Annotated in this window: 24 protein-coding genes; 18 read left to right on the top strand and 6 right to left on the bottom strand. The window is 64.4% G+C overall.

Annotated features, from left to right (window positions below; all coding sequences use genetic code 11):
- Nucleotides 1–255 precede the first annotated feature (255 nt).
- The 3 genes from AB4037_RS03010 to AB4037_RS03000 all read left to right on the top strand — a co-directional run bounded on the left by AB4037_RS03010 (nucleotide 256) and on the right by AB4037_RS03000 (nucleotide 2,751).
- Complete coding sequence (locus AB4037_RS03010) at nucleotides 256–681, top strand: DUF6636 domain-containing protein (RefSeq protein WP_441770476.1); 426 nt, start codon at nucleotides 256–258, stop codon at nucleotides 679–681.
- A 124-nt stretch (nucleotides 682–805) separates the two neighbouring features.
- Complete coding sequence (locus tag AB4037_RS03005) at nucleotides 806–2,086, top strand: DUF3419 family protein (protein WP_441770475.1); 1,281 nt, start codon at nucleotides 806–808, stop codon at nucleotides 2,084–2,086.
- A gap of 8 nt (nucleotides 2,087–2,094) precedes the next feature.
- Nucleotides 2,095–2,751: a class I SAM-dependent methyltransferase gene (locus AB4037_RS03000; RefSeq protein WP_441770474.1), complete on the top strand. Its 657-nt coding sequence runs from the start codon at nucleotides 2,095–2,097 to the stop codon at nucleotides 2,749–2,751.
- Between the two features lie 34 nt (nucleotides 2,752–2,785).
- Here the strand turns inward: AB4037_RS03000 and AB4037_RS02995 are convergent, their stop codons facing one another.
- The 3 genes from AB4037_RS02995 to AB4037_RS02985 are packed head-to-tail and all read right to left on the bottom strand — an operon-like array spanning nucleotide 2,786 to nucleotide 4,363.
- Nucleotides 2,786–3,259 (bottom strand): MaoC family dehydratase, encoded by a 474-nt coding sequence (locus AB4037_RS02995; protein ID WP_434957494.1) that lies wholly within the window; start codon nucleotides 3,257–3,259, stop codon nucleotides 2,786–2,788.
- The gene (locus AB4037_RS02990; RefSeq protein ID WP_434957495.1) at nucleotides 3,256–3,714 is read right to left on the bottom strand and encodes a MaoC family dehydratase; all 459 of its coding nucleotides are present in this window, start codon (nucleotides 3,712–3,714) and stop codon (nucleotides 3,256–3,258) included. The genes AB4037_RS02995 and AB4037_RS02990 overlap by 4 nt, the downstream gene beginning before the upstream one ends.
- A 4-nt stretch (nucleotides 3,715–3,718) precedes the next feature.
- Nucleotides 3,719–4,363, bottom strand: coding sequence for a chloramphenicol acetyltransferase (locus AB4037_RS02985; RefSeq protein WP_441770473.1), 645 nt, complete (start codon nucleotides 4,361–4,363; stop codon nucleotides 3,719–3,721).
- Between the two features lie 204 nt (nucleotides 4,364–4,567).
- On the opposite strand from AB4037_RS02985, the gene phnC reads away from it, so the two are divergent.
- The 4 genes from phnC (at nucleotide 4,568) to phnE (AB4037_RS02965) (ending at nucleotide 8,279) form a co-directional block, all read left to right on the top strand.
- Nucleotides 4,568–5,392 (top strand): phosphonate ABC transporter ATP-binding protein, encoded by an 825-nt coding sequence (phnC, locus tag AB4037_RS02980; protein ID WP_441770472.1) that lies wholly within the window; start codon nucleotides 4,568–4,570, stop codon nucleotides 5,390–5,392.
- 60 nt (nucleotides 5,393–5,452) lie between these two features.
- Nucleotides 5,453–6,385: a phosphonate ABC transporter substrate-binding protein gene (gene phnD / locus AB4037_RS02975; RefSeq protein WP_434957498.1), complete on the top strand. Its 933-nt coding sequence runs from the start codon at nucleotides 5,453–5,455 to the stop codon at nucleotides 6,383–6,385.
- A gap of 122 nt (nucleotides 6,386–6,507) precedes the next feature.
- Nucleotides 6,508–7,389, top strand: a complete 882-nt coding sequence (gene phnE, locus AB4037_RS02970; RefSeq protein WP_441770471.1) for a phosphonate ABC transporter, permease protein PhnE — start codon at nucleotides 6,508–6,510, stop codon at nucleotides 7,387–7,389.
- Entirely contained in the window at nucleotides 7,386–8,279 is an 894-nt protein-coding gene (phnE, locus tag AB4037_RS02965; RefSeq protein WP_441770470.1) for a phosphonate ABC transporter, permease protein PhnE, read from the top strand. Before phnE (AB4037_RS02970) ends, phnE (AB4037_RS02965) begins: the two co-directional genes overlap by 4 nt.
- Nucleotides 8,280–8,282: 3 nt before the next feature.
- Here the strand turns inward: phnE (AB4037_RS02965) and AB4037_RS02960 are convergent, their stop codons facing one another.
- Nucleotides 8,283–8,963 carry an ArsR/SmtB family transcription factor gene (locus tag AB4037_RS02960; RefSeq protein ID WP_441770469.1) on the bottom strand — a complete coding sequence of 227 codons (681 nt, stop codon included), beginning with the start codon at nucleotides 8,961–8,963 and terminating at the stop codon, nucleotides 8,283–8,285.
- 74 nt (nucleotides 8,964–9,037) lie between these two features.
- On the opposite strand from AB4037_RS02960, the gene AB4037_RS02955 reads away from it, so the two are divergent.
- Together AB4037_RS02955 and AB4037_RS02950 are read left to right on the top strand one after the other, a co-directional pair.
- Nucleotides 9,038–9,166, top strand: a complete 129-nt coding sequence (locus tag AB4037_RS02955; RefSeq protein ID WP_441770468.1) for a hypothetical protein — start codon at nucleotides 9,038–9,040, stop codon at nucleotides 9,164–9,166.
- Nucleotides 9,167–9,729: 563 nt separating this feature from the next.
- Nucleotides 9,730–10,770 (top strand): lysine-2,3-aminomutase-like protein, encoded by a 1,041-nt coding sequence (locus AB4037_RS02950; RefSeq protein WP_441770467.1) that lies wholly within the window; start codon nucleotides 9,730–9,732, stop codon nucleotides 10,768–10,770.
- 111 nt (nucleotides 10,771–10,881) lie between these two features.
- On the opposite strand, the gene phnF is transcribed toward AB4037_RS02950, so the two are convergent.
- Nucleotides 10,882–11,709 (bottom strand): phosphonate metabolism transcriptional regulator PhnF, encoded by an 828-nt coding sequence (gene phnF / locus AB4037_RS02945; protein ID WP_441770466.1) that lies wholly within the window; start codon nucleotides 11,707–11,709, stop codon nucleotides 10,882–10,884.
- Nucleotides 11,710–11,855: 146 nt separating this feature from the next.
- Here phnF and phnG point away from each other — a divergent pair, with 146 nt between their 5' ends.
- From phnG to phnN, 9 genes are read left to right on the top strand one after another with little or no spacing between them, the layout of a single operon-like run.
- Nucleotides 11,856–12,314, top strand: coding sequence for a phosphonate C-P lyase system protein PhnG (phnG, locus tag AB4037_RS02940; RefSeq protein WP_441770533.1), 459 nt, complete (start codon nucleotides 11,856–11,858; stop codon nucleotides 12,312–12,314).
- A complete protein-coding gene (gene phnH, locus AB4037_RS02935) occupies nucleotides 12,314–12,937 on the top strand; it encodes a phosphonate C-P lyase system protein PhnH (protein ID WP_441770465.1) in 624 nt (207 codons plus the stop codon). The genes phnG and phnH overlap by 1 nt, the downstream gene beginning before the upstream one ends.
- The gene (locus AB4037_RS02930) at nucleotides 12,937–14,049 is read left to right on the top strand and encodes a carbon-phosphorus lyase complex subunit PhnI (RefSeq protein WP_434957507.1); all 1,113 of its coding nucleotides are present in this window, start codon (nucleotides 12,937–12,939) and stop codon (nucleotides 14,047–14,049) included. The genes phnH and AB4037_RS02930 overlap by 1 nt, the downstream gene beginning before the upstream one ends.
- The gene (locus tag AB4037_RS02925; protein WP_441770464.1) at nucleotides 14,046–15,017 is read left to right on the top strand and encodes an alpha-D-ribose 1-methylphosphonate 5-phosphate C-P-lyase PhnJ; all 972 of its coding nucleotides are present in this window, start codon (nucleotides 14,046–14,048) and stop codon (nucleotides 15,015–15,017) included. Before AB4037_RS02930 ends, AB4037_RS02925 begins: the two co-directional genes overlap by 4 nt.
- On the top strand, nucleotides 15,014–15,484 hold the full coding sequence (locus tag AB4037_RS02920; protein WP_434957509.1) for a GNAT family N-acetyltransferase: 471 nt from the start codon (nucleotides 15,014–15,016) through the stop codon (nucleotides 15,482–15,484). The genes AB4037_RS02925 and AB4037_RS02920 overlap by 4 nt, the downstream gene beginning before the upstream one ends.
- Nucleotides 15,481–16,263, top strand: a complete 783-nt coding sequence (gene phnK / locus AB4037_RS02915) for a phosphonate C-P lyase system protein PhnK (RefSeq protein WP_434957510.1) — start codon at nucleotides 15,481–15,483, stop codon at nucleotides 16,261–16,263. The genes AB4037_RS02920 and phnK overlap by 4 nt, the downstream gene beginning before the upstream one ends.
- A complete protein-coding gene (phnL, locus tag AB4037_RS02910; protein ID WP_434957511.1) occupies nucleotides 16,260–16,970 on the top strand; it encodes a phosphonate C-P lyase system protein PhnL in 711 nt (236 codons plus the stop codon). Before phnK ends, phnL begins: the two co-directional genes overlap by 4 nt.
- 15 nt (nucleotides 16,971–16,985) lie before the next feature.
- Nucleotides 16,986–18,149 carry an alpha-D-ribose 1-methylphosphonate 5-triphosphate diphosphatase gene (locus AB4037_RS02905; protein WP_441770463.1) on the top strand — a complete coding sequence of 388 codons (1,164 nt, stop codon included), beginning with the start codon at nucleotides 16,986–16,988 and terminating at the stop codon, nucleotides 18,147–18,149.
- Nucleotides 18,146–18,751, top strand: a complete 606-nt coding sequence (phnN, locus tag AB4037_RS02900; protein ID WP_434957513.1) for a phosphonate metabolism protein/1,5-bisphosphokinase (PRPP-forming) PhnN — start codon at nucleotides 18,146–18,148, stop codon at nucleotides 18,749–18,751. The genes AB4037_RS02905 and phnN overlap by 4 nt, the downstream gene beginning before the upstream one ends.
- A 22-nt stretch (nucleotides 18,752–18,773) precedes the next feature.
- Here the strand turns inward: phnN and AB4037_RS02895 are convergent, their stop codons facing one another.
- Nucleotides 18,774–19,814 carry a LacI family DNA-binding transcriptional regulator gene (locus tag AB4037_RS02895; RefSeq protein WP_434957514.1) on the bottom strand — a complete coding sequence of 347 codons (1,041 nt, stop codon included), beginning with the start codon at nucleotides 19,812–19,814 and terminating at the stop codon, nucleotides 18,774–18,776.
- Between the last annotated feature and the right edge of the window lie 83 nt (nucleotides 19,815–19,897).

The raw sequence follows: 19,897 nt of genomic DNA, 5'->3' as shown, positions 1-19,897 counted from the left end.
GCTGGATTGCCGGGTCAAGCCCGGCAATGACAAAGGTCGAGCCAATTCGATTCTATTATCGGCGGACGAGCCCTATGGAGGCGGGATATACGGAGCGTCAGCCAGGAGGCTGACGCTCCGTATATCCCCTTCAAACGTGAACAGCGGCTGTAGTGCCCGGGGGGGTCGTGAGTATCCTTCGAAACTTCGCCCCATCACGCTTGCAGAGCATCATTCTTCGTCTTCCCCCGCCTGTGTTTCCAACGGAAATATCAAATGAAGAAGCCCAGATTCATCCTGCCCGTCACCCTCGCGCTGGCACTCATGCCTACCACCTTGAGCGTGCCGGCCCTGGCTGACGATTCGATGGTGAGCTTTGCCATGCCGAGCGGCAATATTTCCTGTCGCTTCATTCCGCAGAGCGAGGGCGAGGGCGCGAGCGCGGGATTGGAATTGCCGACCCTGAGCTGCGAAAGGGAGAAGCAATCACCCGCGCGGATCATTCTCGGGCCGAGCGGAAAAGGCGCCATCTACAAGGATATCAGCGATCCCTTCTGCTGTGACGGCGACACCACTGTCGGCTATGGTCAGACCTGGGAGAATGGCCCTTTCAAATGCGTCTCGGCCGAGGATGGCCTGACCTGCCGCAGACGAGACGGCCACGGCTTCTTCATCAGCCGGGCCAAACTGTTGGCCTACTGAGGAGGCAGCGGAAAGCTGTCGCCTCCACGTCGCTTTGAAGAGCCCCTGTCATCCCCCCGTCATCGCTTGGTCTTATCCGCGAATCCCATCACGCAACCTGGATTCGACGAAGGAGCGGCTGGGGATGACGGATGTGAACAGCATCGGGACACAGGCACGAGCCAAGAGCCAGGGCCAAGCCAAGCAGGGCCACGTCAAACAAGCCGTGGAGCACCATCGGCTGTTGTCATTGCGCGGCATCCAGGATCGGCTTTTCACCTTGGCTTTCAGCGGCCTCGTCTACGCCCAGATCTGGGAAGACCCCGAAATCGACATGGAAGCGCTGGCGCTGAAGCCCGACGATCGGCTGGTCGCAATCGCCTCGGGCGGCTGCAACGTGATGAGCTATCTCAAGGCCGGCCCGGCCTCGATCACCGCCGTCGATCTCAACCGCCATCACATCGCGCTCAATCGTTTGAAGATCGCCGCGGCCCAGCAATTGCCGGATCATGCCACCTTCTACGATTTCTTTGCGCGCGCCGATCAGCGCCGCAATGTCTCGGCTTATGAAACCGCGCTTCGTCCGCATCTCGATGCCGAGACACGCGCCTATTGGGATGGCCGCGACCTGCTTGGCCGCCGTCGCATCGGCTATTTCGGCAAGAACCTCTATCGCTATGGCCTGCTCGGCCGTTTCATTGGTCTCGGCCACCTGATCGGACGGCTGCATCGCATCGATCCGGCCGACCTGCTGGCAGCCCGCGACCTCACCGAGCAGCGTCGTGTCTTCGACGAGCGCATCGCTCCCCTGTTCGATCGCCCGCATATCAAATGGCTGACCCGCCGGCGGGCCTCGCTCTATGGCCTGGGCATTCCGCCGGAACAGTATGATGCCCTGGCCGGCGCCGCCGCCGACGGGGAAGGCATTGCCGATGTGCTGCGCGAACGACTGGAGCGTCTCGCCTGCGATTTCGACCTCAAGGACAATTATTTTGCCTGGCAGGCCTTCGGCCGCGGCTACAAACCGGAGGGCGACGGGCCGGTGCCGCCCTATCTCGAGCGCGCCGCCTATGAGGCCGTGCGCGATCGGGCCGACCGCATCGAGGTACGCCACGTCAACCTGATCGACCACCTCAAGGCTCAGCCAGCAGCCAGCCTCGACGCCTATGTGCTGCTCGATGCGCAGGACTGGATGACCGATGTCATCCTCACCAAGCTGTGGAGCGAGATCACCCGGACTGCCCGTCCCGGCGCCCGGGTGATCTTCCGTACCGCCGCCGAGGAGAGCCTGCTCCCGGGCCGCATCCCCGCCGACTTGCTGGCACGCTGGTCCTATGACCGCGAGCGTTGCCGGGCCTGGACAGCCCGCGACCGTTCCGCGATCTATGGCGGTTTCCATCTCTACGAGTTGCGAGCCCTCCATTGAGCATCGAGATGCAGACAGGCGATGCTGCGGCGGCGATGAACCGGATCTATCGCCACCAGCGCTACATCTACGATCTCACGCGCAAATATTATCTGCTCGGCCGGGATCACCTGATCGTCTCGCTGCGACCGGCCGCCAGCGATGCGATTCTCGAAATCGGTTGCGGCACCGGCCGCAACCTCATCGCCGTAGCCAGGCGCTATCCCGCCACACCACTTTACGGCTTCGACATTTCGACGGCGATGCTCGAAATGGCCCGGCACTCGCTCGACCGCAATCGCCTGGCGCGCGTCACCGTGGCCCAGGCCGATGCCACCCGCTTTTCGCCTGGACAGCTCGGGCGCAAGGGTTTCGAGCGCATCTACATCTCCTATACGCTCTCGATGATCCCCGACTGGCGCGCCGTACTGGAACGCGCCATTGCCGGCCTGAACCCAGGCGGGCGCCTTCTGATCGTGGATTTCGGCCAGCAGGAGGGCCTGCCGGGCTGGTTCAAGCACCTGCTCTTCGCCTGGCTGGCACGCTTCCACGTCCATCCCATCGCGGCATTGCCCACAGCGTTGGCGGACCTCGCAAGCCGCGAGGGACTGCGGCTTCGGACCAAAGACCTCTACCGTGGCTACGCCTTCTATGCGGAACTGGAGAGGCCGGCCATAATGACATAGGTTCGAGCCAATTGCGGGGCACGCTATATTTCCCTCACCCCCGCCTTTCCCAGAACACCGTGCCCTCGAAGCGGAAGGCCTGCTCGCCATGCTGGTTGATGGCTGAACTCAGCATCGAGACGATGCCCCATTCGGGACGGGAAGCGCTCTCCTTCTTGCCCGTGATCTCCACGCTGTAGCGCAGCGTATCACCAGCATGCACCGGCTTGGCCCAGACCATGTTGCGAAAGCCCGGTGACGGGCCGAGCTTGACCACCGGCTTGCCGAGTTGGCGCGCCCTGATGATCTCGACCTCCTGATGCGCCACCAGGAGTTTCATCCAGACCGCGGCAACCTGCCAGCCCGACGCCACCAGGCCGCCGAAATGGCTGGCCGCCGCAGCCGCTTCGTCGACGTGAAAGGGCTGGGGATCGTAGAGCACCGCAAAGCGCTTGATGTTCTCGACCGAAAAGGTGAAGGCACCGATCTCGTCGGTATCGCCGATGGCGAGATCCTCGAAATATTTCATGCCGCCAGCCTCCGGCCGAACATGATGGAGCCGGTCTGGGTGGTCACCACCGTCTTTCCATCAGCCACGAGCTCGAACAGGAACTTCACCAGGCCCATCTCGGGGCGGCTCTTGGAAGCGCGCGCCTCCAGGGTCGTGCGGCGAACGCTCAGCGTGACATCCGGGCGGAGCGGCGCCAGCCATTTGACCTCGTCGATGCCGGGCGCGCCCATCGAGGTGGAGCCGAGCATGAAGCCATCGCAGTTGAGCCGCATCAAGATGCAGCAGGCATGCCAGCCGGAAGCGGCGAGCCCGCCCAGCATGGTGCCTTTTGCCGCCTCATCATCGAGATGAAACGGCTGGGGGTCGTATTCCCTGGCAAAAGCGAGGATGGCCTCGCGCGTCAGCTTGTACGATCCGTAGGTGGCAATCTCGCCGACCGGGAAATCTTCGAAATGGAGCAGGGTATCAGCCATGCCCTCAGGATGGACCGATTAGGCCCTCAACGGCAAGAGCCTGATATTTGTCGAGGAAGGCCTCGACCGGGAGCTTACGGAAGTCGGGCAAGGCGGCGCGCAGGGTCTCGTGCGACCAATTCCACCAGGCCAGGGCCTGCAGGCGGTCGGCAATCGCTTCCTCGAAACGACGGCGGATCGGCCGTGCCGGATTGCCGGCGACGATGGTGTAGGCTTCCACGTCCCGGGTGACCACGGCGCCGGCCCCCACCACGGCGCCGATACCGATGCGGCGCCCCGGCAGCACGATCGCGCCATGGCCGATCCAGACATCGTGGCCGATATGGACATCATGTTCCCTGCGCCAGGCAAAGAAGTCGTCCTCGTCGCTCTCGCCTTCGAAATAGGCCGAGGCGCGATAGCTGAAATGGCTCTGGCTCGCGCGGTTCATCGGGTGATTGCCCGGATTGATGCGTGTATGGGCCGCGATCGACACGAAACGGCCGATATGGCTGTACGCAATGTCCGAATCGTTGACGACATAGGAATAGTCGCCGAGTTCGACCTCATGCAGGCTGGTGCGGGGACCTACTTCGGTGTAGCGCCCGAGCCGGCTTGCGGAAATCAAAGCCGCCGGGTCGACGAAAGGCGTCAGGCTGAGTTTGGGCAAAGGGCGATCCAACGGTGATGGAAGGGCCCTGCTTCCCACTCCGCTGCGACAGCCACGTGACAAGCATCCGCCGGAGCGCCCGATCTGTCGCAAAGGCCCGCGAAATCCGCGGGGGATCGTCACCGAAACATCATTGAACTGCCATCCCTCTGTAATGGCCCAGCGTTACCGACTTCGGAAAGCTGCACGAGAAGGGATCTGTTCATGCTGGCGATCAAAGGAGTTTCCAGGCGCTTCGGCGGCAAGGCTGCCGTCGCGGACGTCAATTTGGAAATCGCGCCCGGCGCCTTCATCGGCGTAATCGGGCGTTCGGGTGCCGGCAAGTCGACATTGCTGCGCATGCTGAACCGCCTCGTCGATCCGAGCGAGGGCACGATCTCCTTCGACGGCGTCGATGTCACGGCCCTGCGCGGCCAGGCCCTGCGCGACTGGCGTGCGCGCTGCGCCATGATCTTCCAGCAGTTCAATCTGATCGGCCGCCTCGACGTGCTCACCAACGTGCTGATGGGCCGCCTCAACAAGGTCTCGACCGCCAGTGCCGTGCTGCAGCTGTGGGGCCTCGAGGACAAGGCCATGGCGCTCGCTGCGCTCGAGCAGTTCGACATCGCCAATCTCGCCGGCCAGCGTGCCGACAGCCTGTCCGGCGGCCAGCAGCAGCGCGTGGCGATCGCCCGCGCTTTGGTGCAGGAACCCTCGATCATCCTGGCGGACGAGCCGATCGCCTCGCTCGATCCGCGCAACACCAAGGTCGTGATGGATGCGCTGCTGCGCATCAACAAGCATTTCGGCATCACCGTCATCTGCAATCTTCATTCTCTCGATCTCGCCCGCGGCTATTGCGACCGCCTGATCGGCATGTCCGCCGGCCGGGTGGTGTTCGACGGCATCCCCGCCATGCTCACCGCCGATGCAGCGCGCGACCTCTACGGCCTCGAGGCCGGCGAAGTCATGGATGCCGATGCCGACGCCAAATGGGCAGGCGACACAAACTCGGCAGGTTTGGCTCGCCCTGCCAGCGTCGCGGCCTGACAGGCCGGCTGCGCATCTTCAAGAGCCACAAGAACACGATATTTCCGACAGGAGAGACCTATGCTTTCGCGCCGCACGCTGCTCGGCCTTGCCGCAGCAGCCATGAGCTTTGCCGCCGGTACCGCCCAGGCCGAGGACTGGAAGGCCCAGTATCCCGAATTGACGCTTGCCGTCATCCCGGCCGAGAATGCCTCCACCACCAATGACCGCTACCAGCCGCTGGCCGACTACATCGCCAAGCAGGTCGGCGTGCCGGTCAAGCTCAACATCGCCAACGACTACGCCGCCGTGATCGAAGCCCAGCGCGCCGGCTTTGCCCAGATCGCCTGGTACGGCCCGGCCTCCTACGCCCGCGCCATCATCACCGGCGTGGCCACCGAGCCGGTCGCCGTCCCCCGCCACAACAATGGCCTCACCGGCTACTATTCGGTGATCTATGTGAAGGCCGACAGCCCCTACAAGACCATCGAGGATCTCAAGGGCAAGAAGCTCGCCCTCGTCGACCCCAACTCGACCTCCGGCAACAATGCGCCGCGCTTCGGCCTGCACAGCCAGGGCATCGACGTCGACAAGTTCTTCTCCTCGGTCGTCTTCGCCGGCAGCCATGACAATGCCGTGCTGGCCCTCGCCCAGGGTACCGCCGATGCGGCCGCCAACAGCTGGAACTCGGAAGACGATTCCAACCTGACCCGCATGCTCAGCCGCGGCATCCTCAAGAAGGATGACGGCACCCCGATGACCAAGGGCGACTTCCGCGTCATCTACAAGACGCCCTTCCTGCCCGAAGGCCCCTATACGGTGCTCGCCTCGCTGCCCGACGATCTGAAGAAGAAGATCGGCGCCGCCCTGATCGACTACGCCAAGAACGACAAGGCCAATTTCGACAAGCTTTCCGATGGCAAGGATCTCGAACTCACTGCGATCAGTGCCAAGGAATATCAGCCGATCGTCGACATGGTGAAGTTCAACGACGCGCTCCGCAAGACCCAGTAAGGGGTCGCAACGACGCAATGAAGGGCGCGCACCGAAAGGTGCGCGCCCTTTGCGCAAGCGGATTACGCCACATGGATTTCCATTGGAACCGCCTGCGTTCGACCAGGCAGGAGGATACACAATTGCCGGCTATCAATAGCCTGCCCCAGGCGCAAACCCAAGCCCTGCTCAGGGCCTATCAGGCAACCATTGCTGCCAAGAAACGCAGGATCTGGCTCGCCGTCATCGTCGGCATCGGCCTCTACGCCCTTTCGGCCCATGTGGCGGCGATCCGGCCAGGCTTCCTGTGGACCCATCTTGGCAACTTCACCTCCTTTTTCAGCCGCATCGCCCCGCCGCTCAGCCTCGGCAATTTCGTCGGCGATGTCAGGGAATGGTATTGGGGCTTCGGCAAATGGCTGGTGCTGCTCGGCGATACGCTGCTCGTCGCCTATCTCGGCACGCTGCTCGGCGTGCTCGGTGCGTTCCTCCTGTGCTTTGCGGCTGCCGCCAATCTGACGCGTAGCCGGCTATTGCGCGCGCTGGTGCGCCGCTGGCTTGAGTTCTGCCGCACGGTGCCGACCATCGTCTTCGCCATGATCTTCTTGATCGCCTTCAAGTCCGGGCCGATGGCCGGCGCACTGGCACTCGCCATCCACACCATGGGCGCGCTCGGCAAGCTGTTTGCCGAAGTGGTCGAGAATGCCGACATGAAGCCGGTCGAGGGCACTGTCGCCACCGGTGGATCCTGGCTGGAAAGCATACGCTTTGCCGTGTTGCCCCAGACCCTGCCGAACTTCGCTTCCTATTCCCTGCTCCGCTTCGAGATCAATGTCAGGGAAGCCGGCGTGATGGGCTTCATCGGCGTGGGCGGCATCGGCCAGGAACTCCTGGTCGCCATCCGTACCTTCGCCTATGCCGACGTCAGCGCCATTCTTTTGATGATCATCGTCACGGTCTTCATCATCGATTTCGCCACAGAGAAGCTGCGCCATCGTCTGATCGGTCAGGAGGCGACACCATGAACAACGGCATCAACGGTTCGGCACCGCGTTCGGCAAGCCCTCTCGCCTCCCTCAGCCCCGAAAGGCTCGCCTCCGTGGCAGCCCGCCACCGTGCCCATTTCGAAATCTCCTGGCGGACACGTTTCCTGGCCGGAGGCGTGATAGTCGTCCTGCTCGCCCTTGCCGTCGTCGCCATGGTCCGGCTTGAGGTGACGCCGGAGCGGTTCTTCAGCGGGCTTTCGCGGCTCGGCACCTTCGTCGTGCAGATGTTCCCGCCCAATGACGAGGGTAAGTTCTGGTTCTTCGTGGAGGCTCTCACCGAGACGCTCGCCATCGCCTTTGCCGGCACGCTCACAGCGGCTGTGCTGGCTGCGCCCGTGGCCTTCCTGGCGGCACGCAACGTCATCCCCAATGTCTTCGTCCGCTTTGCCGTCCGCCGTAGCCTCGATGTGATCCGGTCCGTCGATGCGCTGATCTGGGCATTGGTGTGGGTCGGCGTCGTCGGCCTCGGTCCGTTTGCCGGCGTGCTCGCCATCATCTGCGTCGATTTCGGCGCCTTCGGCAAACTGTTCTCGGAAGCCATCGAAACCACCGACAACAGGGCGAGCGAGGGCGTGCTCTCCACGGGAGGCAATCGGATCCACCGCATCCGTTTCGCCCTGATCCCGCAGGTCCTGCCGGTCATGGCGAGCCAGGTGCTCTATTTCTTCGAATCCAATGTCCGCTCGGCCACCATCATCGGCATCGTCGGAGCCGGCGGGGTCGGCCAGTATCTCGCCGAATTGCTGCGGGTGCTCGACCTGCCGCCGCTTGGTGTGCTGATTTTCATGATCCTCGTCACTGTCGCCGTCATCGACGTGATTTCGTCGCGTCTCCGACTTGCGATCATCGGCCAGCCGCAGCGGCCCTGAGGCCTACCCCGCCAGGCCGAATGTTGCATCGAACGCCTTCGCGCCGATGGGCGTGAAGGCGATCACACGCCCCTCCTTGCGTCGGGCCCAATCGCGCTCGATCACCCAGTCGAGGAGCCTCGCGCCAAGGGCGCCGCCGAGATGGCTGCGGCGTTCGCTCCAGTCGAGGCAGCGTCGGCAGACAGGGCGCCGGCTCCTGGCCATGCCCGGGACGTCGAGCCCGAGTCCGACGAAGAAATCCTTGCCCATCGCCGTAACCACGGGATCCTCGTCGCCGCTGATCAAGCCCTGACACACGAAGCCATCCAGCAGGGCAACACCGCGTGCTCCGGCCAAATGGTCGTAGCAGATCCTGGCCGTCCGCATGGCTTCGTCACGCGGGCCGGTCCGCACTCTTATCGCACCGGTGCGCTCGGCCAATTCCATCAGGGCTTCCAGGACCTGGGCCACGTCGTGGCCGGACAGGCGGAAATAGCGGTGCCGCCCCTGCTTTTCGGCGCAGAGCAGGCCGGCGGCATCGAGCTTGGCGAGATGGCCGCTGGCCGTCTGCAGGCTGATGCCACCGGCCTCGGCGAGTTCGCTCACCGTCAGCGCCCGGCCGTCCATCAGCGCAGTGAGCATGTTGGCGCGCGCCGGATCGCCGATCAGGGCGGCAACCGAGGCGATCATCGGTCCGTCTTTCATACTACGACCATAGCCGAAGCATCGACGCTGCTCAATCGCCTAGCCTGTCCCGGTCTCTTTCAACCCGGGACACCATGATGATCGCCTGCTTCACCCGCCATGACGTCGCCCCCTTCAGGCTTGCGCCGCATGAGGGATCGGCGACGACGGCCCATGGGGCCGACAACGCCGGAGACCTTGCCAATTTGGAGATCGTGTCATGACGATGGCTCAGATTGGATGGATTGAGCGATCTTGTTTGCGAGGGAGCGAGACGGAGGGGAGCAAGCCACGGCCGACAACACCGCCGGCAATGCCGAAGAAGGGGTTGCGCGGTCTCTCCGATCGGTTGCTGCGCGACATCGGCGTGATCGACGGTCATGGGAAAAACGACCCGCCCCAGCCTGCCGCCTGCGCCCGAGACCTGATCGATCGCTATCGCTAGAGCATCGCGCCGAAAAGTGGAGACCGGTTTTCGGCAAAACGCATTTTAGCGGAAACCCCATAGGCGCTAACTTTGGGTGGTGGCACCAGTTTGGAGGGTCGATCTCCAGATCGACCATCTTGGAAATGTCGAGCGAGTTAAAGGACAAAGGTGGTCGATCTCGCTCCATCAATTGATGGAGCTGCGGAGATCGACCCTCCACGCTACCGGCGCCTCTGGCCGCAAAGTTAGCGCCTATGGCGGAAACGCCTGTTTGTTCCTGGGTTGGCATATCCAGCCATTGCCTGCTAAAGGGCTGCCTCGCCGTGGCGATCCAGCCGGCATCATGGCAAGAGCATCGAAATGAACAAGCATTCCAGCCTTCGGAGCGCTTCCGATCTGGAAGCCAGCGGGCTCATTTCCTCGGCTGAGCGTCTCGACATTGAAGAGGTGGCGCGGCGTTACTCGGTGGCGATCACCCCGGCGATGACCCACCTCATCACCGGCTCTCCCCAGGACGATGCCATCGCCGCCCAGTTCGTGCCAACCGGCCGCGAACTGATATCGAGCCCAGACGAACTCACCGATCCGATCGGGGATGACGCCTTCTCGCCCGTGAAGGGCATCGTGCACCGCTATCCCGACCGTGTCCTGCTCAAGCCGCTGCATGTCTGCCCGGTCTATTGCCGCTTCTGCTTCCGCCGCGAAATGGTGGGGCCAGAGGGCGATACGCTCACCAGCAGCGAACTCGACGCAGCCCTGGCTTACATCGCCAACAATCCTGCGATCTTCGAGGTCATCGTCACCGGCGGCGATCCTTTCGCGCTGTCGCCGCGGCGCATCGGCCGGATCGTCAAAGCACTATCGGCCATCGACCATATCGGGGTGATCCGGTTTCATACGCGCGTGCCGGTGGTAGCCCCCGAACGGATCACCGCCGAACTCATCGAAAACCTCGACAGCCCGAAGGGCGTGTTCGTCGCCCTGCACGCCAACCATGCGCGCGAACTCACCCCCGCCGCGCGGGAGGCCTGTACGCGGCTGGTGCAGGCGGGCATCGCCATGGTCAGCCAGACCGTGCTGCTCAAGGGTGTCAATGCCACGGCCGAAGCGCTATCGGCCCTCTTCCGGGCTCTGCTCGGCCTGCGCATCAAGCCTTATTATCTGCACCATGGCGACCTCGCCAAGGGCACCGGCCATTTTCGCACCAGCATCGCCGAGGGCCAGGCGGTGATGCGGGAGCTGCGCGGCAGCCTCACCGGCCTCGGCCAGCCCACCTATGTGCTCGACATTCCCGGCGGCCACGGCAAGGTGCCGATTGGACCGAGCTATCTTGCAGCCGAGAGCGAAGACGGCCATCTCGTCACGGACCCGCGTGGCGGCGTGCACGCCTATCGGGGCTAGAGAAAAATGACTTTTCCCCGAATTGTCATCCTTCTCTAACTCTTTGTTTTAACGCGTTTTCTTCATGGAAAAGTCCATCAACTTTTCTGGAAAACGCTCTAGGTGTTACCGTCAGTTCTGGACCACGATTTCGGTACGGTCGGCGGCGAAGAGGCTGAAAATCGCCTGGATCGGCACACCGTCACTATCGACATTGACGCCCTCCACCGTCAGTACCGGGCGGCCCGCCGCAATGTCCAGCCTGGCTGCCTCGTCTGGAGAGGCAAAGCGGGCGCCCAGACGCGTCGCCTGGCGCTTGTAGTCGTCGACGCCGCATTCAGCCAAAGCCGGTGTCACGGCCCCGAAGCGACGATAGGCATCGGCAAAGCCGGCAAAGCGCGGCAGAGGCAAGAAAGTGCTGCCGAACGCGATCGGCACGCCATCCGCCGAACGCAGGGTCAGCAGCCTGAGCACGAGACTGCCGGGCGCGATCGCCAGAAGGCTCGCGAGACGCGGATCGGCCTGGACTTCGCTGGCTTCCAACATCGTGCCCCCCGCTTCGCGCCCCTCCTGGGCCATGTTCTGGCTGAAACGGGTGCGCGCGCCGATCGGATAGGCGAGACGGGAAAGTTCGACGAAAGTGCCCCTGCCCTGCGCAGTGCGCACGAGGCCTTTACCGGCCAACTCGCTCAGAGCGCGGCGTACCGTATGCCGGTTGACGCCGAAACGGGCGGCCAGCACGGCCTCCGTCGGCAATTGAGCGCCGGGCGCCAGCATGCCGCCGACAATCTCGGCCTCGACGAGATCGGCAATCTTGCGCCAGGCCGCGATACCATCGCCGCGAAAGACCGCACCATCCATGGCGATGCCATCGCCCGGCAAAACCGTGCCTTCAGCGGTGGCGCGATCGTCTACTGCGCCCAGCGGCGAAAAATTCCGGGTCGGGACTGGTTTTGTCATGGAAGCGTTGCAAGGTTCCTCATATAGTTGTCTATATCACTAGACAACTTGCTTCGCCAGCCCTGTTTCGAGCCCAGCCTGTTGTGACCGAAGGCAACCCCCATGGTTCCGTCATGAATGAATCCTCTCCAGATCGTCATCGCCAGATGGCAGCCAATCCGGCTGCCGGAGTGAAGGCGCGCCAAGCCGTCATGCGCCTGTGCGCCCATGCTACCGGCCCCGAACTCGATCATGTTCTTTCGGCCCTGGCCCCGCTTCCGGCCCATGTGGCGCTGCGACCAGCCGCAACAGGCCTCGTCATGCTGCAGGGCAGGGTCGGCGGCGACGGTGGCGCCTTCAACCTGGGGGAAGCGAGCACCTCGCGTGCCACCGTCCGGCTGGAGAACGGGCCGATCGGCTTTGCCTATCATCTCGGCCGCGATCGCACCAAGGCCAGCGCCGCCGCCCTGATCGACGCACTCTGGCAAGACGAGCCCCGCCGCGATGCCGTGGAGCGGGCGCTGCGTCCTGTCGCAGCCCGCCTCGCGGCCGATGCGGAGGTTTCAGCCCGCCAAACAGCGGCAACCAGGGTCAATTTCTTCACCATGGTACGAGGAGAGGACTGATGACCAACCTTGCACTGGACCTCGCGCCCGGCTTCGCCAATGCCGCGCTCGAATCCCAGGCGGTCTTCCGGGCCTGCATGAATGCGCTGGCCCGTCCCGCCCGTCCCCTGCCCCTCCAAACAAACCTCGCACCGCCGGCGCCGCTGACGCCGGAACTGGCCGCCCTTGCCCTTGCCTTGGCCGATCACGAGGCCCCTATCTGGCTCGATGCAAGGCTGCAGGCACCGGCGGTGCGCGCCTTTCTCACCTTCCATACCGGAGCCCGCCTGACGGAGGATCCGCAGGAGGCGGCCTTCGCCTTGATCGCAGACGTGGCTGCCTGTCCGGATCTTGCCCATTTCGCCCAGGGCAGCGACGAATATCCCGACCGCTCGACCACGCTGCTGATCGCTCTCGAGCGGCTCGAGCCCGGCCGTGATTTCGTCTTCACCGGACCCGGCATCAAGACGGATGCAGGCCTGGTGCTGGCGCCGCTTCCTGCCGGCTTCCGCCAGCAGCTTGCCGCCAACCATGCCGGCTTCCCGTGTGGCGTTGATGTCGTCCTCGCGGCAGCGGGCAAGATCGCCGGTCTGCCGCGCTCGTCACAAATTCTTGGAGCAGACAAGAAAGTTGGAGTAGCCTGATGTATGTCGCCGTCAAGGGTGGCGAGGAAGCCATCGACAATGCCCATCGCCTGCTCGCCCATGTCAGGCGCGGCGACAAGGCGGTGCCCGATCTTGCCACCGATCAGATCCGCGAACAGCTCACGCTGGGCGTCGACCGTGTGATGGCGGAGGGCTCGCTCTATGATCGTGACCTCGCGGCGCTGGCGATCAAGCAGGCTCGCGGCGACCTGGTCGAAGCGATCTTCCTGGTGCGCGCCTATCGCACCACTCTGCCGCGCTTCGGCATTGGCGTGCCCGTGGACACCGACGAGATGGCCATCCGCCGCCGTATCTCGGCGACCTTCAAGGATCTGCCCGGCGGCCAGGTGCTTGGCCCGACCTTCGACTACACCCACCGCCTGCTCGACTTCATGCTGGCGGCCGGTGCCGAAATCGAACCGCCCCGGGAGAAACCCGCCACCGACGAGAAGACGCCACGCGTCAGCGACCTGCTCGGCGGCGAAGACTTGATCGAACGCAACGCCGATCCCGATCCCGAACGCCCGGTGGGCGACCTCACCCGCGAGCCCCTGTCCTTCCCGGCCGAGCGCGACCTCAGGCTGCAGGCGCTGGCCCGAGGCGACGAGGGCTTTCTCCTCGCGCTCGCCTATTCCAGCCAGCGCGGCTTTGGCCGCACCCATCCCTTTGTCGGTGAGATCCGTCTGGGAGAAGTGGAGGTGGAATTCGTGCCCGAGGAGCTCGGTTTTGCCGTGCCGATGGGGTCGATCACCGTCACCGAGTGCCAGATGGTCAATCAATTCGCTGGTTCTGCCGAGGCCCCACCGCAATTCACGCGCGGCTATGGCCTGGTCTTCGGGCAGGCCGAGCGCAAGGCGATGTCCATGGCGATGGTCGACCGTTCGCTCCGGGCGCGCGAATTCGGCGAGGAGATGACTGCGCCCGCCCAGGACGAAGAATTCGTGATGTCCCATTGCGACAACGTGCAGGCGACCGGCTTCGTCGAGCATCTGAAACTGCCCCATTACGTCGACTTCCAGGCCGAACTCGACCTGGTCCGGCGCCTGCGGGCCGAACATGCCGAACGCCGCAAGGCGGCACTGGCCGAAGTCGGACAGGAGGACGCAGCATGATCGAGACTCAGGCCCTGCCCACCGGCAGCGAGCGCATCCCCGCGGAGGCCGGCTACAATTTCGCCTATCTGGACGAACAGACCAAGCGCATGATCCGCCGGGCGATCCTCAAGGCCATCGCCATTCCCGGCTATCAGGTGCCGTTCGCTTCGCGCGAGATGCCGATGCCCTATGGCTGGGGCACCGGCGGTGTGCAGGTGACGGCCGCCGTCATCGGCCCTGACGACGTGCTCAAGGTGATCGACCAAGGCGCCGACGACACCACCAATGCCGTCTCGATCCGCCGCTTCTTCGCCAAGACGGCCGGCGTTGCCACCACCACCGCGACGCAGGATGCCACCATCATCCAGACACGCCACCGCGTGCCTGAGGCCCCGCTCAAGCCCGACCAGGTTCTGGTCTACCAGGTACCGATCCCCGAGCCGCTGCGCTTCCTGGAACCGCGTGAGACCGAGACCCGCAAGCTGCACGCCCTCGCCGATTACGGCCTGATGCATGTGAAGCTCTACGAGGACATCGCCCGCCACGGCCATATCGCCACCACTTACGCCTATCCGGTGGAAGTCGCCGGGCGCTATGTCATGGACCCCTCGCCGACGCCGAAATTCGACAATCCCAAGATCGACGATTGCGAGGCGCTGCAGCTCTTCGGTGCCGGGCGCGAGAAGCGCATCTATGCTGTGCCGCCGCATACTCGGGTGAGGAGCCTCGATTTTGAGGATCATCCTTTCAGCGTGCAGCGCTTCAAGCAGCCCTGCGCCCTCTGCGCCGCGCAAGGCGTCTATCTCGACGAGGTCGTCCTCGACGATCGCGGCGGCCGCATGTTCGTCTGCTCGGACACCGACCATTGCGAGACCAGGCGGGCAGAGGGACACAAGGGCGCGATGCTGGGCACGGCGCCCGAAACACTGAGCGGCCAGGGTGCGAATTCGCCCTTGCCGGCCGAAGCCGGGAAGACCGCACCATGAGCGCCATCCCTTCCTTATCCGTGCGCATCGGCGGCAAGGCGGACCTGCCCGCCGTGCTCACCCTTTACGGACAGCCCGATTTCAACGGCGACAACGTCCTGACGCTCGAGGAGGCCGAGGACAAGCTCCAGCGCCTCGGCCTCTATCCCGATTACACGCTCCATGTCGTCGAACAGGACGGCAGGATCATCGGCACCTTCTGCCTGATGGCGGTCGACAACCTCGCCCGGCGCGGCACCCCTTTCGCCGTGATCGAGAACGTGGTGATCGCTTCCGACAAGCAAGGCGAAGGCATTGGCCGCCTCATGCTGCAGGCCGCCTTCCGCCTGGCGCAGGAGAAGGGCTGCTACAAGGCCATTCTCGCCTCCAGCCTGCACAATACCGGCGCCCATGCCTTTTACGATTCACTCGGTTTCGAGCGTCACGGCGTGTCCTTCCGCCTATCCTTGCCGGAGAAAGTCGCATGACCTTCAACGATTCCCCGCTGCTCCAGGCACGCGGGTTGACCAAGCATTATGGCACGCGCCTGGGCTGTGCCGACGTCTCCTTCGACCTCTATGAGGGCGAGGTTCTCGCCGTGGTGGGCGAATCCGGATCGGGCAAATCGACCCTGCTCGGTCTCCTGTCCAGTGAAGTCGAACCGACCGCCGGTTCTGTGCATTATCGCATGCGCGACGGCGCCGCTCGCGACCTCTTCTCGCTGAGCGAGGCGGAGCGTCGCTTCCTGCTGCGCACTGACTGGGGCTTCGTGCGCCAGGATGCCCGCGACGGGCTGCGGATGGGCGTCTCGGCCGGCGCAAATGTCGGTGAGCGCCTGATGGCCGTCGGCGCCCGGCACTATGGCCGCATTCGCGAATCGGCCCTGGACTGGCTCGGCCGGGTGGAGATCGAGGCCGACCGCATCGACGACACGCCGGCAAGCTTCTCCGGCGGCATGCGGCAGCGCCTGCAGATCGCCCGCAACCTCGTCACCCGCCCCCGCCTCGTCTTCATGGACGAGCCGACCTCCGGCCTCGACGTTTCGGTGCAGGCTCGCCTGCTCGACCTCCTGCGCGGCCTCGTCGCCGAAACAGGTATCGCGGTCATCATCGTCACGCACGACCTCGCTGTCGCACGGTTGTTATCGCATCGCATCATGGTGATGCGGCAGGGCCGGGTGATCGAGACGGGCTTGACCGACCAGGTCCTCGACGACCCGCACGAGGCCTACACCCAACTCCTGGTTTCTTCGGTGCTGGCAGCATGACCTCCCCCATCCTTACCCTCGAAGGCGTTTCCAAGAGCTTCACCCTGCATCTCCAGGGTGGCCAGAGCATCGGCGTGATGCAGGATGTCAGCTTCACCGTCGCCCCCGGTGAATGCGTCGTGCTGGGCGGTCCGTCCGGAGCCGGCAAATCCTCGATCCTCAAGATGATTTACGGCAACTACCGCTGCGATAGGGGATCGATCCTGCTGCGCGAAGGCGAAGACGCCGTGGATATCGCCACAGCCGAACCTCGGCGTATCCTTGCTTTGCGCCGACGCACCATGGGCTATGTCAGCCAGTTCCTGCGTGTCATCCCGCGTGTCTCGGCCCTCGCCATCGTCACCGAGGCGGCGCGGGAAACCGGCATGGCCGAGGACGCGGCCATTGGGCGCGCCCAGGACCTGCTCCACCGGCTCAACGTGCCGGAACGACTGTGGCGCCTGCCGCCTGCAACCTTCTCGGGCGGTGAGCAGCAGCGTGTCAACATTGCGCGCGGCCTCGCATCCGACCGGCCCCTCCTGCTCCTCGACGAGCCAACCGCCTCGCTCGATGCGGCCAACCGGGCCGTCGTCGTCGAGCTCATCACCGCCAAGAAACAAAATGGCGTCGCAATTGTCGGCATCTTTCATGATGAGGATGTGCGCGAGCGAGTCGCAGACCGCGTGGTCGACGTCACCCAGTTTTCCGCAACCTCACTTGCCGCCTGAACGGACATTTCAATCATGCCTGATCTTGAGCAATTTGTTCTCTCAAACGCCCGCCTCGTCCTGGCGGATCATGTGATCGACAAGGGCTGGATCGCGGTCGACAAGGGCCGCATCGTGGACATGGGCGAGGGAGAGGCGCCGGAAAAAGGCCTGGACATGGCGGGAGACCATATCCTGCCCGGGCTGGTGGAACTTCATACCGACCATCTGGAAGCTCATTACTCGCCGCGCCCCTCGGTGCGCTGGCATGCCCTCAGCGCCGTGATGGCCTATGACGCCCAGATCGCCGCCGCCGGCATCACCACCGTGTTCGATTCCATCCGCCTCGGCTCCGAGACGGAGGAGGGCACGATCTCCAAGGAGGGCACGGCCCTGGCCGGGGCCCTGGAAGAGGCACGCCAGCACGGCCATCTGCGCGTAGAGCATCGCACCCATATTCGCTGCGAGCTCGCCACGCACGATGTCCTCACCGCCTTCCAGGCATTCCGGGAACTCTACCCCGTTCATCTGGCCTCGTTGATGGATCATACGCCCGGCCAGCGCCAGTTTCGCGATCTCGAAACCTGGATGAGCTTCTACTTTCCACGCCGTGCGCGCGGGGAGACCGATGTCGAGAGCTATATCAAGGCCAAGCTCGACAGGCATGCCCGCTTTGCTGCGCACAGCCGCACCAATCTGGTGGCATTGGCGCGCGAACATGGCATCGTGCTCGCCAGCCACGACGATGCGAGCGCGACCCATGTGGACGAAGCCGTGGCCGATGGCGTGGCCATTGCCGAATTCCCGACCACGCTCGAGGCCGCCCTCGCCTCCCACGCCGCCGGTATCAGCGTGATGATGGGTGCGCCGAACGTCGTGCGCGGTGGCTCCCATTCCGGCAACATCGCGGCGGCGGACCTTGCCGGCCAGGGTGTGCTCGACATCCTCTCCTCCGACTATGTGCCCGCCAGCCTGCTCCTGGCCGCCTTCCAGCTGCCTGAGCGGGTGCCCGCGATCGATCTGCCGGCCGCCGTGCGCATGGTCAGCGATACGCCGGCCCGCGCCACGGGCCTCGACGATCGCGGTCGGTTGGAAAAAGGACGGCGGGCCGATCTGGTGCGCGTGACCCAGGTTGCCTCGGGCGCCAGCACCACGCCGATCATCCGCCGCGTCTGGAACGAGGGCAAGATCGCGGCATGACCGACGAACCCGCTTTGATCCAGCCCAAACCTCGGTTCGGCAAACTGATCGCCATCGTCGGACCGAGCGGCGCGGGCAAGGATACGCTGATCGACGCGGCCCGTGCCCATTTCGCCGGCCATCCCGGCCTGATCTTCCCGCGGCGCGTCATCACGCGGGAAAGCAATTCGGCGGAAGATCACGAGACCCTGACCGAGCAGCATTTTGCCGAATTGGAGGCCGAGGGTGGTTTTTCGCTCTCTTGGCGCGCCCACGGCCTCAGCTACGCCCTGCCCCTTGAGGTGCGGCTGGCAACCGAAGAGGGCCGCCACGCCGTCTGCAATCTCTCCCGTTCCAGCCTGCCGGAGGCGCGCCAGCGCTTCGCCGGCCTCAGCGTGGTGCTGATCACCGCACCGGCCGAGATCATCGCCCAGCGTCTGGCTGCCCGCGGCCGCGAAAGCGAAGAGATGATCCGGGCGCGCCTGGCTCGCAAGATCGATCGCGAGGACACCCTCGCCCCCGATCTCATCATCAGCAATGACGGACCGGTGGAAGCGGCGATCGACAGGCTGATCGCCCATCTGCAGGCCGAACTTTCGGGGCAAGCTCAGGCGGTGGAGTAGGCTGGATCGGCCTATTGGGTGTTCAGGCTCGCGGGCCGGCAACAGATCCCCGCAAATCGAGCTGACAGGGCACTTCGACGGCCCGAGGCGCCTCGCCGGGTTCCGCCAGGCGCTGCATGAGCTGGGCCCAGGCAACTTCGGCGATCGCCTCCACCGGCTGTATCACCGCGGCGATCGGCGGGTGGGTCACCTGCATCCATTCGATGTCGTCGAAGCCCACAACCGACAGATCCCTGGGCATGACGAGGCCGCGTCGCTCCACTTCCCGCAGGGCCGCGAGCGTAGCAGGGCTATAGAGCGCGAAGACGGCCGTCGGCAGCTCTCCCCTGTCGAAACGTGCAGCCATGGCCTCCATGGCCGATGCGACATCGGGACCACACAGTAGAACTTCGACATTATCGGCGACGCCCGCCTGGTGTGCCGCTGCCATCGCGCCGTTGACGCGATCGCGCATATTGGTGAGGTCGAGAGAGGAGGGCCCGAGCAGGATGCGCCGGTGTCCCAGGGCCACGAGTTCGCGGATGACTGCAGCACTGGCCTCGATATTGTTGACGCTGACGCGATCGAATCCGGTCTCGTCCGGGACGCGATCGAGCAGGACCGTGGCGACCTTCTGATCGAGCAGCGAGCCTTCCGCCGCCGGGCGCCCATCCGTCGGCACGACGATCATGCCGGCGACGCGCCAGTCGAGCAGCGCCTCGGTCTGGGCGGCCTCCCGCTCGGCCTTCTCGGCGCTGGAAACGGTCACCAGACGATAGCCGCTGCCCTCCGCCAGACGCTCGAAATGGGCAACCATGGAACCGAAGAACGGATTGCGGAAGTCCGGGACGATCAGCCCGACGATCGAACGGCGCGACCGGCGCAGATTGGCAGCCAGCGGGTCCACCCGAAAGCCAAGTTCCCGAACGGCGGCATGAATACGCGCGACACTCTCGGCCTTCACTGCGCCGAGGCCGCGCAGCACTTTGGAAACGGTGGCAGGCGAGACATTCGCAAGCCGGGCAACATCATGAATAGTTGCCCGCTCACCCGGTATCTTGCGCGGCGGTTCGTTGGATTGCATGGCCCCCGCCCCTGTCACGAACGAACACTCACGCGATGATAACACAGATAAATCGATTTTCTTCTGTCAATTGGCTCCCTTCA

Origin of the sequence: Labrys sp. KB_33_2 (assembly GCF_052114505.1) — a bacterium.
Classification (GTDB): Bacteria; Pseudomonadota; Alphaproteobacteria; order Rhizobiales; family Labraceae; genus Labrys.
This window is presented reverse-complemented; position numbering and strand designations above follow the sequence as displayed.

Excerpts from the sequence above, each read along its gene's own strand:
- AB4037_RS03010 (WP_441770476.1), top strand. The coding sequence starts at position 256 with ATGAAGAAGCCCAGATTCATCCTGCCCGTCACCCTCGCGCTGGCACTC.
- AB4037_RS03005 (WP_441770475.1), top strand. The coding sequence starts at position 806 with ATGACGGATGTGAACAGCATCGGGACACAGGCACGAGCCAAGAGCCAG.
- AB4037_RS03000 (WP_441770474.1), top strand. The coding sequence starts at position 2,095 with ATGCAGACAGGCGATGCTGCGGCGGCGATGAACCGGATCTATCGCCAC.
- AB4037_RS02995 (WP_434957494.1), bottom strand. The coding sequence starts at position 3,259 with ATGAAATATTTCGAGGATCTCGCCATCGGCGATACCGACGAGATCGGT.
- AB4037_RS02990 (WP_434957495.1), bottom strand. The coding sequence starts at position 3,714 with ATGGCTGATACCCTGCTCCATTTCGAAGATTTCCCGGTCGGCGAGATT.
- phnC (WP_441770472.1), top strand. The coding sequence starts at position 4,568 with ATGCTGGCGATCAAAGGAGTTTCCAGGCGCTTCGGCGGCAAGGCTGCC.
- phnD (WP_434957498.1), top strand. The coding sequence starts at position 5,453 with ATGCTTTCGCGCCGCACGCTGCTCGGCCTTGCCGCAGCAGCCATGAGC.
- phnE (WP_441770470.1), top strand. The coding sequence starts at position 7,386 with ATGAACAACGGCATCAACGGTTCGGCACCGCGTTCGGCAAGCCCTCTC.
- AB4037_RS02960 (WP_441770469.1), bottom strand. The coding sequence starts at position 8,963 with ATGAAAGACGGACCGATGATCGCCTCGGTTGCCGCCCTGATCGGCGAT.
- AB4037_RS02955 (WP_441770468.1), top strand. The coding sequence starts at position 9,038 with ATGATGATCGCCTGCTTCACCCGCCATGACGTCGCCCCCTTCAGGCTT.
- AB4037_RS02950 (WP_441770467.1), top strand. The coding sequence starts at position 9,730 with ATGAACAAGCATTCCAGCCTTCGGAGCGCTTCCGATCTGGAAGCCAGC.
- phnF (WP_441770466.1), bottom strand. The coding sequence starts at position 11,709 with ATGACAAAACCAGTCCCGACCCGGAATTTTTCGCCGCTGGGCGCAGTA.
- phnG (WP_441770533.1), top strand. The coding sequence starts at position 11,856 with ATGGCAGCCAATCCGGCTGCCGGAGTGAAGGCGCGCCAAGCCGTCATG.
- phnH (WP_441770465.1), top strand. The coding sequence starts at position 12,314 with ATGACCAACCTTGCACTGGACCTCGCGCCCGGCTTCGCCAATGCCGCG.
- AB4037_RS02930 (WP_434957507.1), top strand. The coding sequence starts at position 12,937 with ATGTATGTCGCCGTCAAGGGTGGCGAGGAAGCCATCGACAATGCCCAT.
- AB4037_RS02925 (WP_441770464.1), top strand. The coding sequence starts at position 14,046 with ATGATCGAGACTCAGGCCCTGCCCACCGGCAGCGAGCGCATCCCCGCG.
- AB4037_RS02920 (WP_434957509.1), top strand. The coding sequence starts at position 15,014 with ATGAGCGCCATCCCTTCCTTATCCGTGCGCATCGGCGGCAAGGCGGAC.
- phnK (WP_434957510.1), top strand. The coding sequence starts at position 15,481 with ATGACCTTCAACGATTCCCCGCTGCTCCAGGCACGCGGGTTGACCAAG.
- phnL (WP_434957511.1), top strand. The coding sequence starts at position 16,260 with ATGACCTCCCCCATCCTTACCCTCGAAGGCGTTTCCAAGAGCTTCACC.
- AB4037_RS02905 (WP_441770463.1), top strand. The coding sequence starts at position 16,986 with ATGCCTGATCTTGAGCAATTTGTTCTCTCAAACGCCCGCCTCGTCCTG.
- phnN (WP_434957513.1), top strand. The coding sequence starts at position 18,146 with ATGACCGACGAACCCGCTTTGATCCAGCCCAAACCTCGGTTCGGCAAA.
- AB4037_RS02895 (WP_434957514.1), bottom strand. The coding sequence starts at position 19,814 with ATGCAATCCAACGAACCGCCGCGCAAGATACCGGGTGAGCGGGCAACT.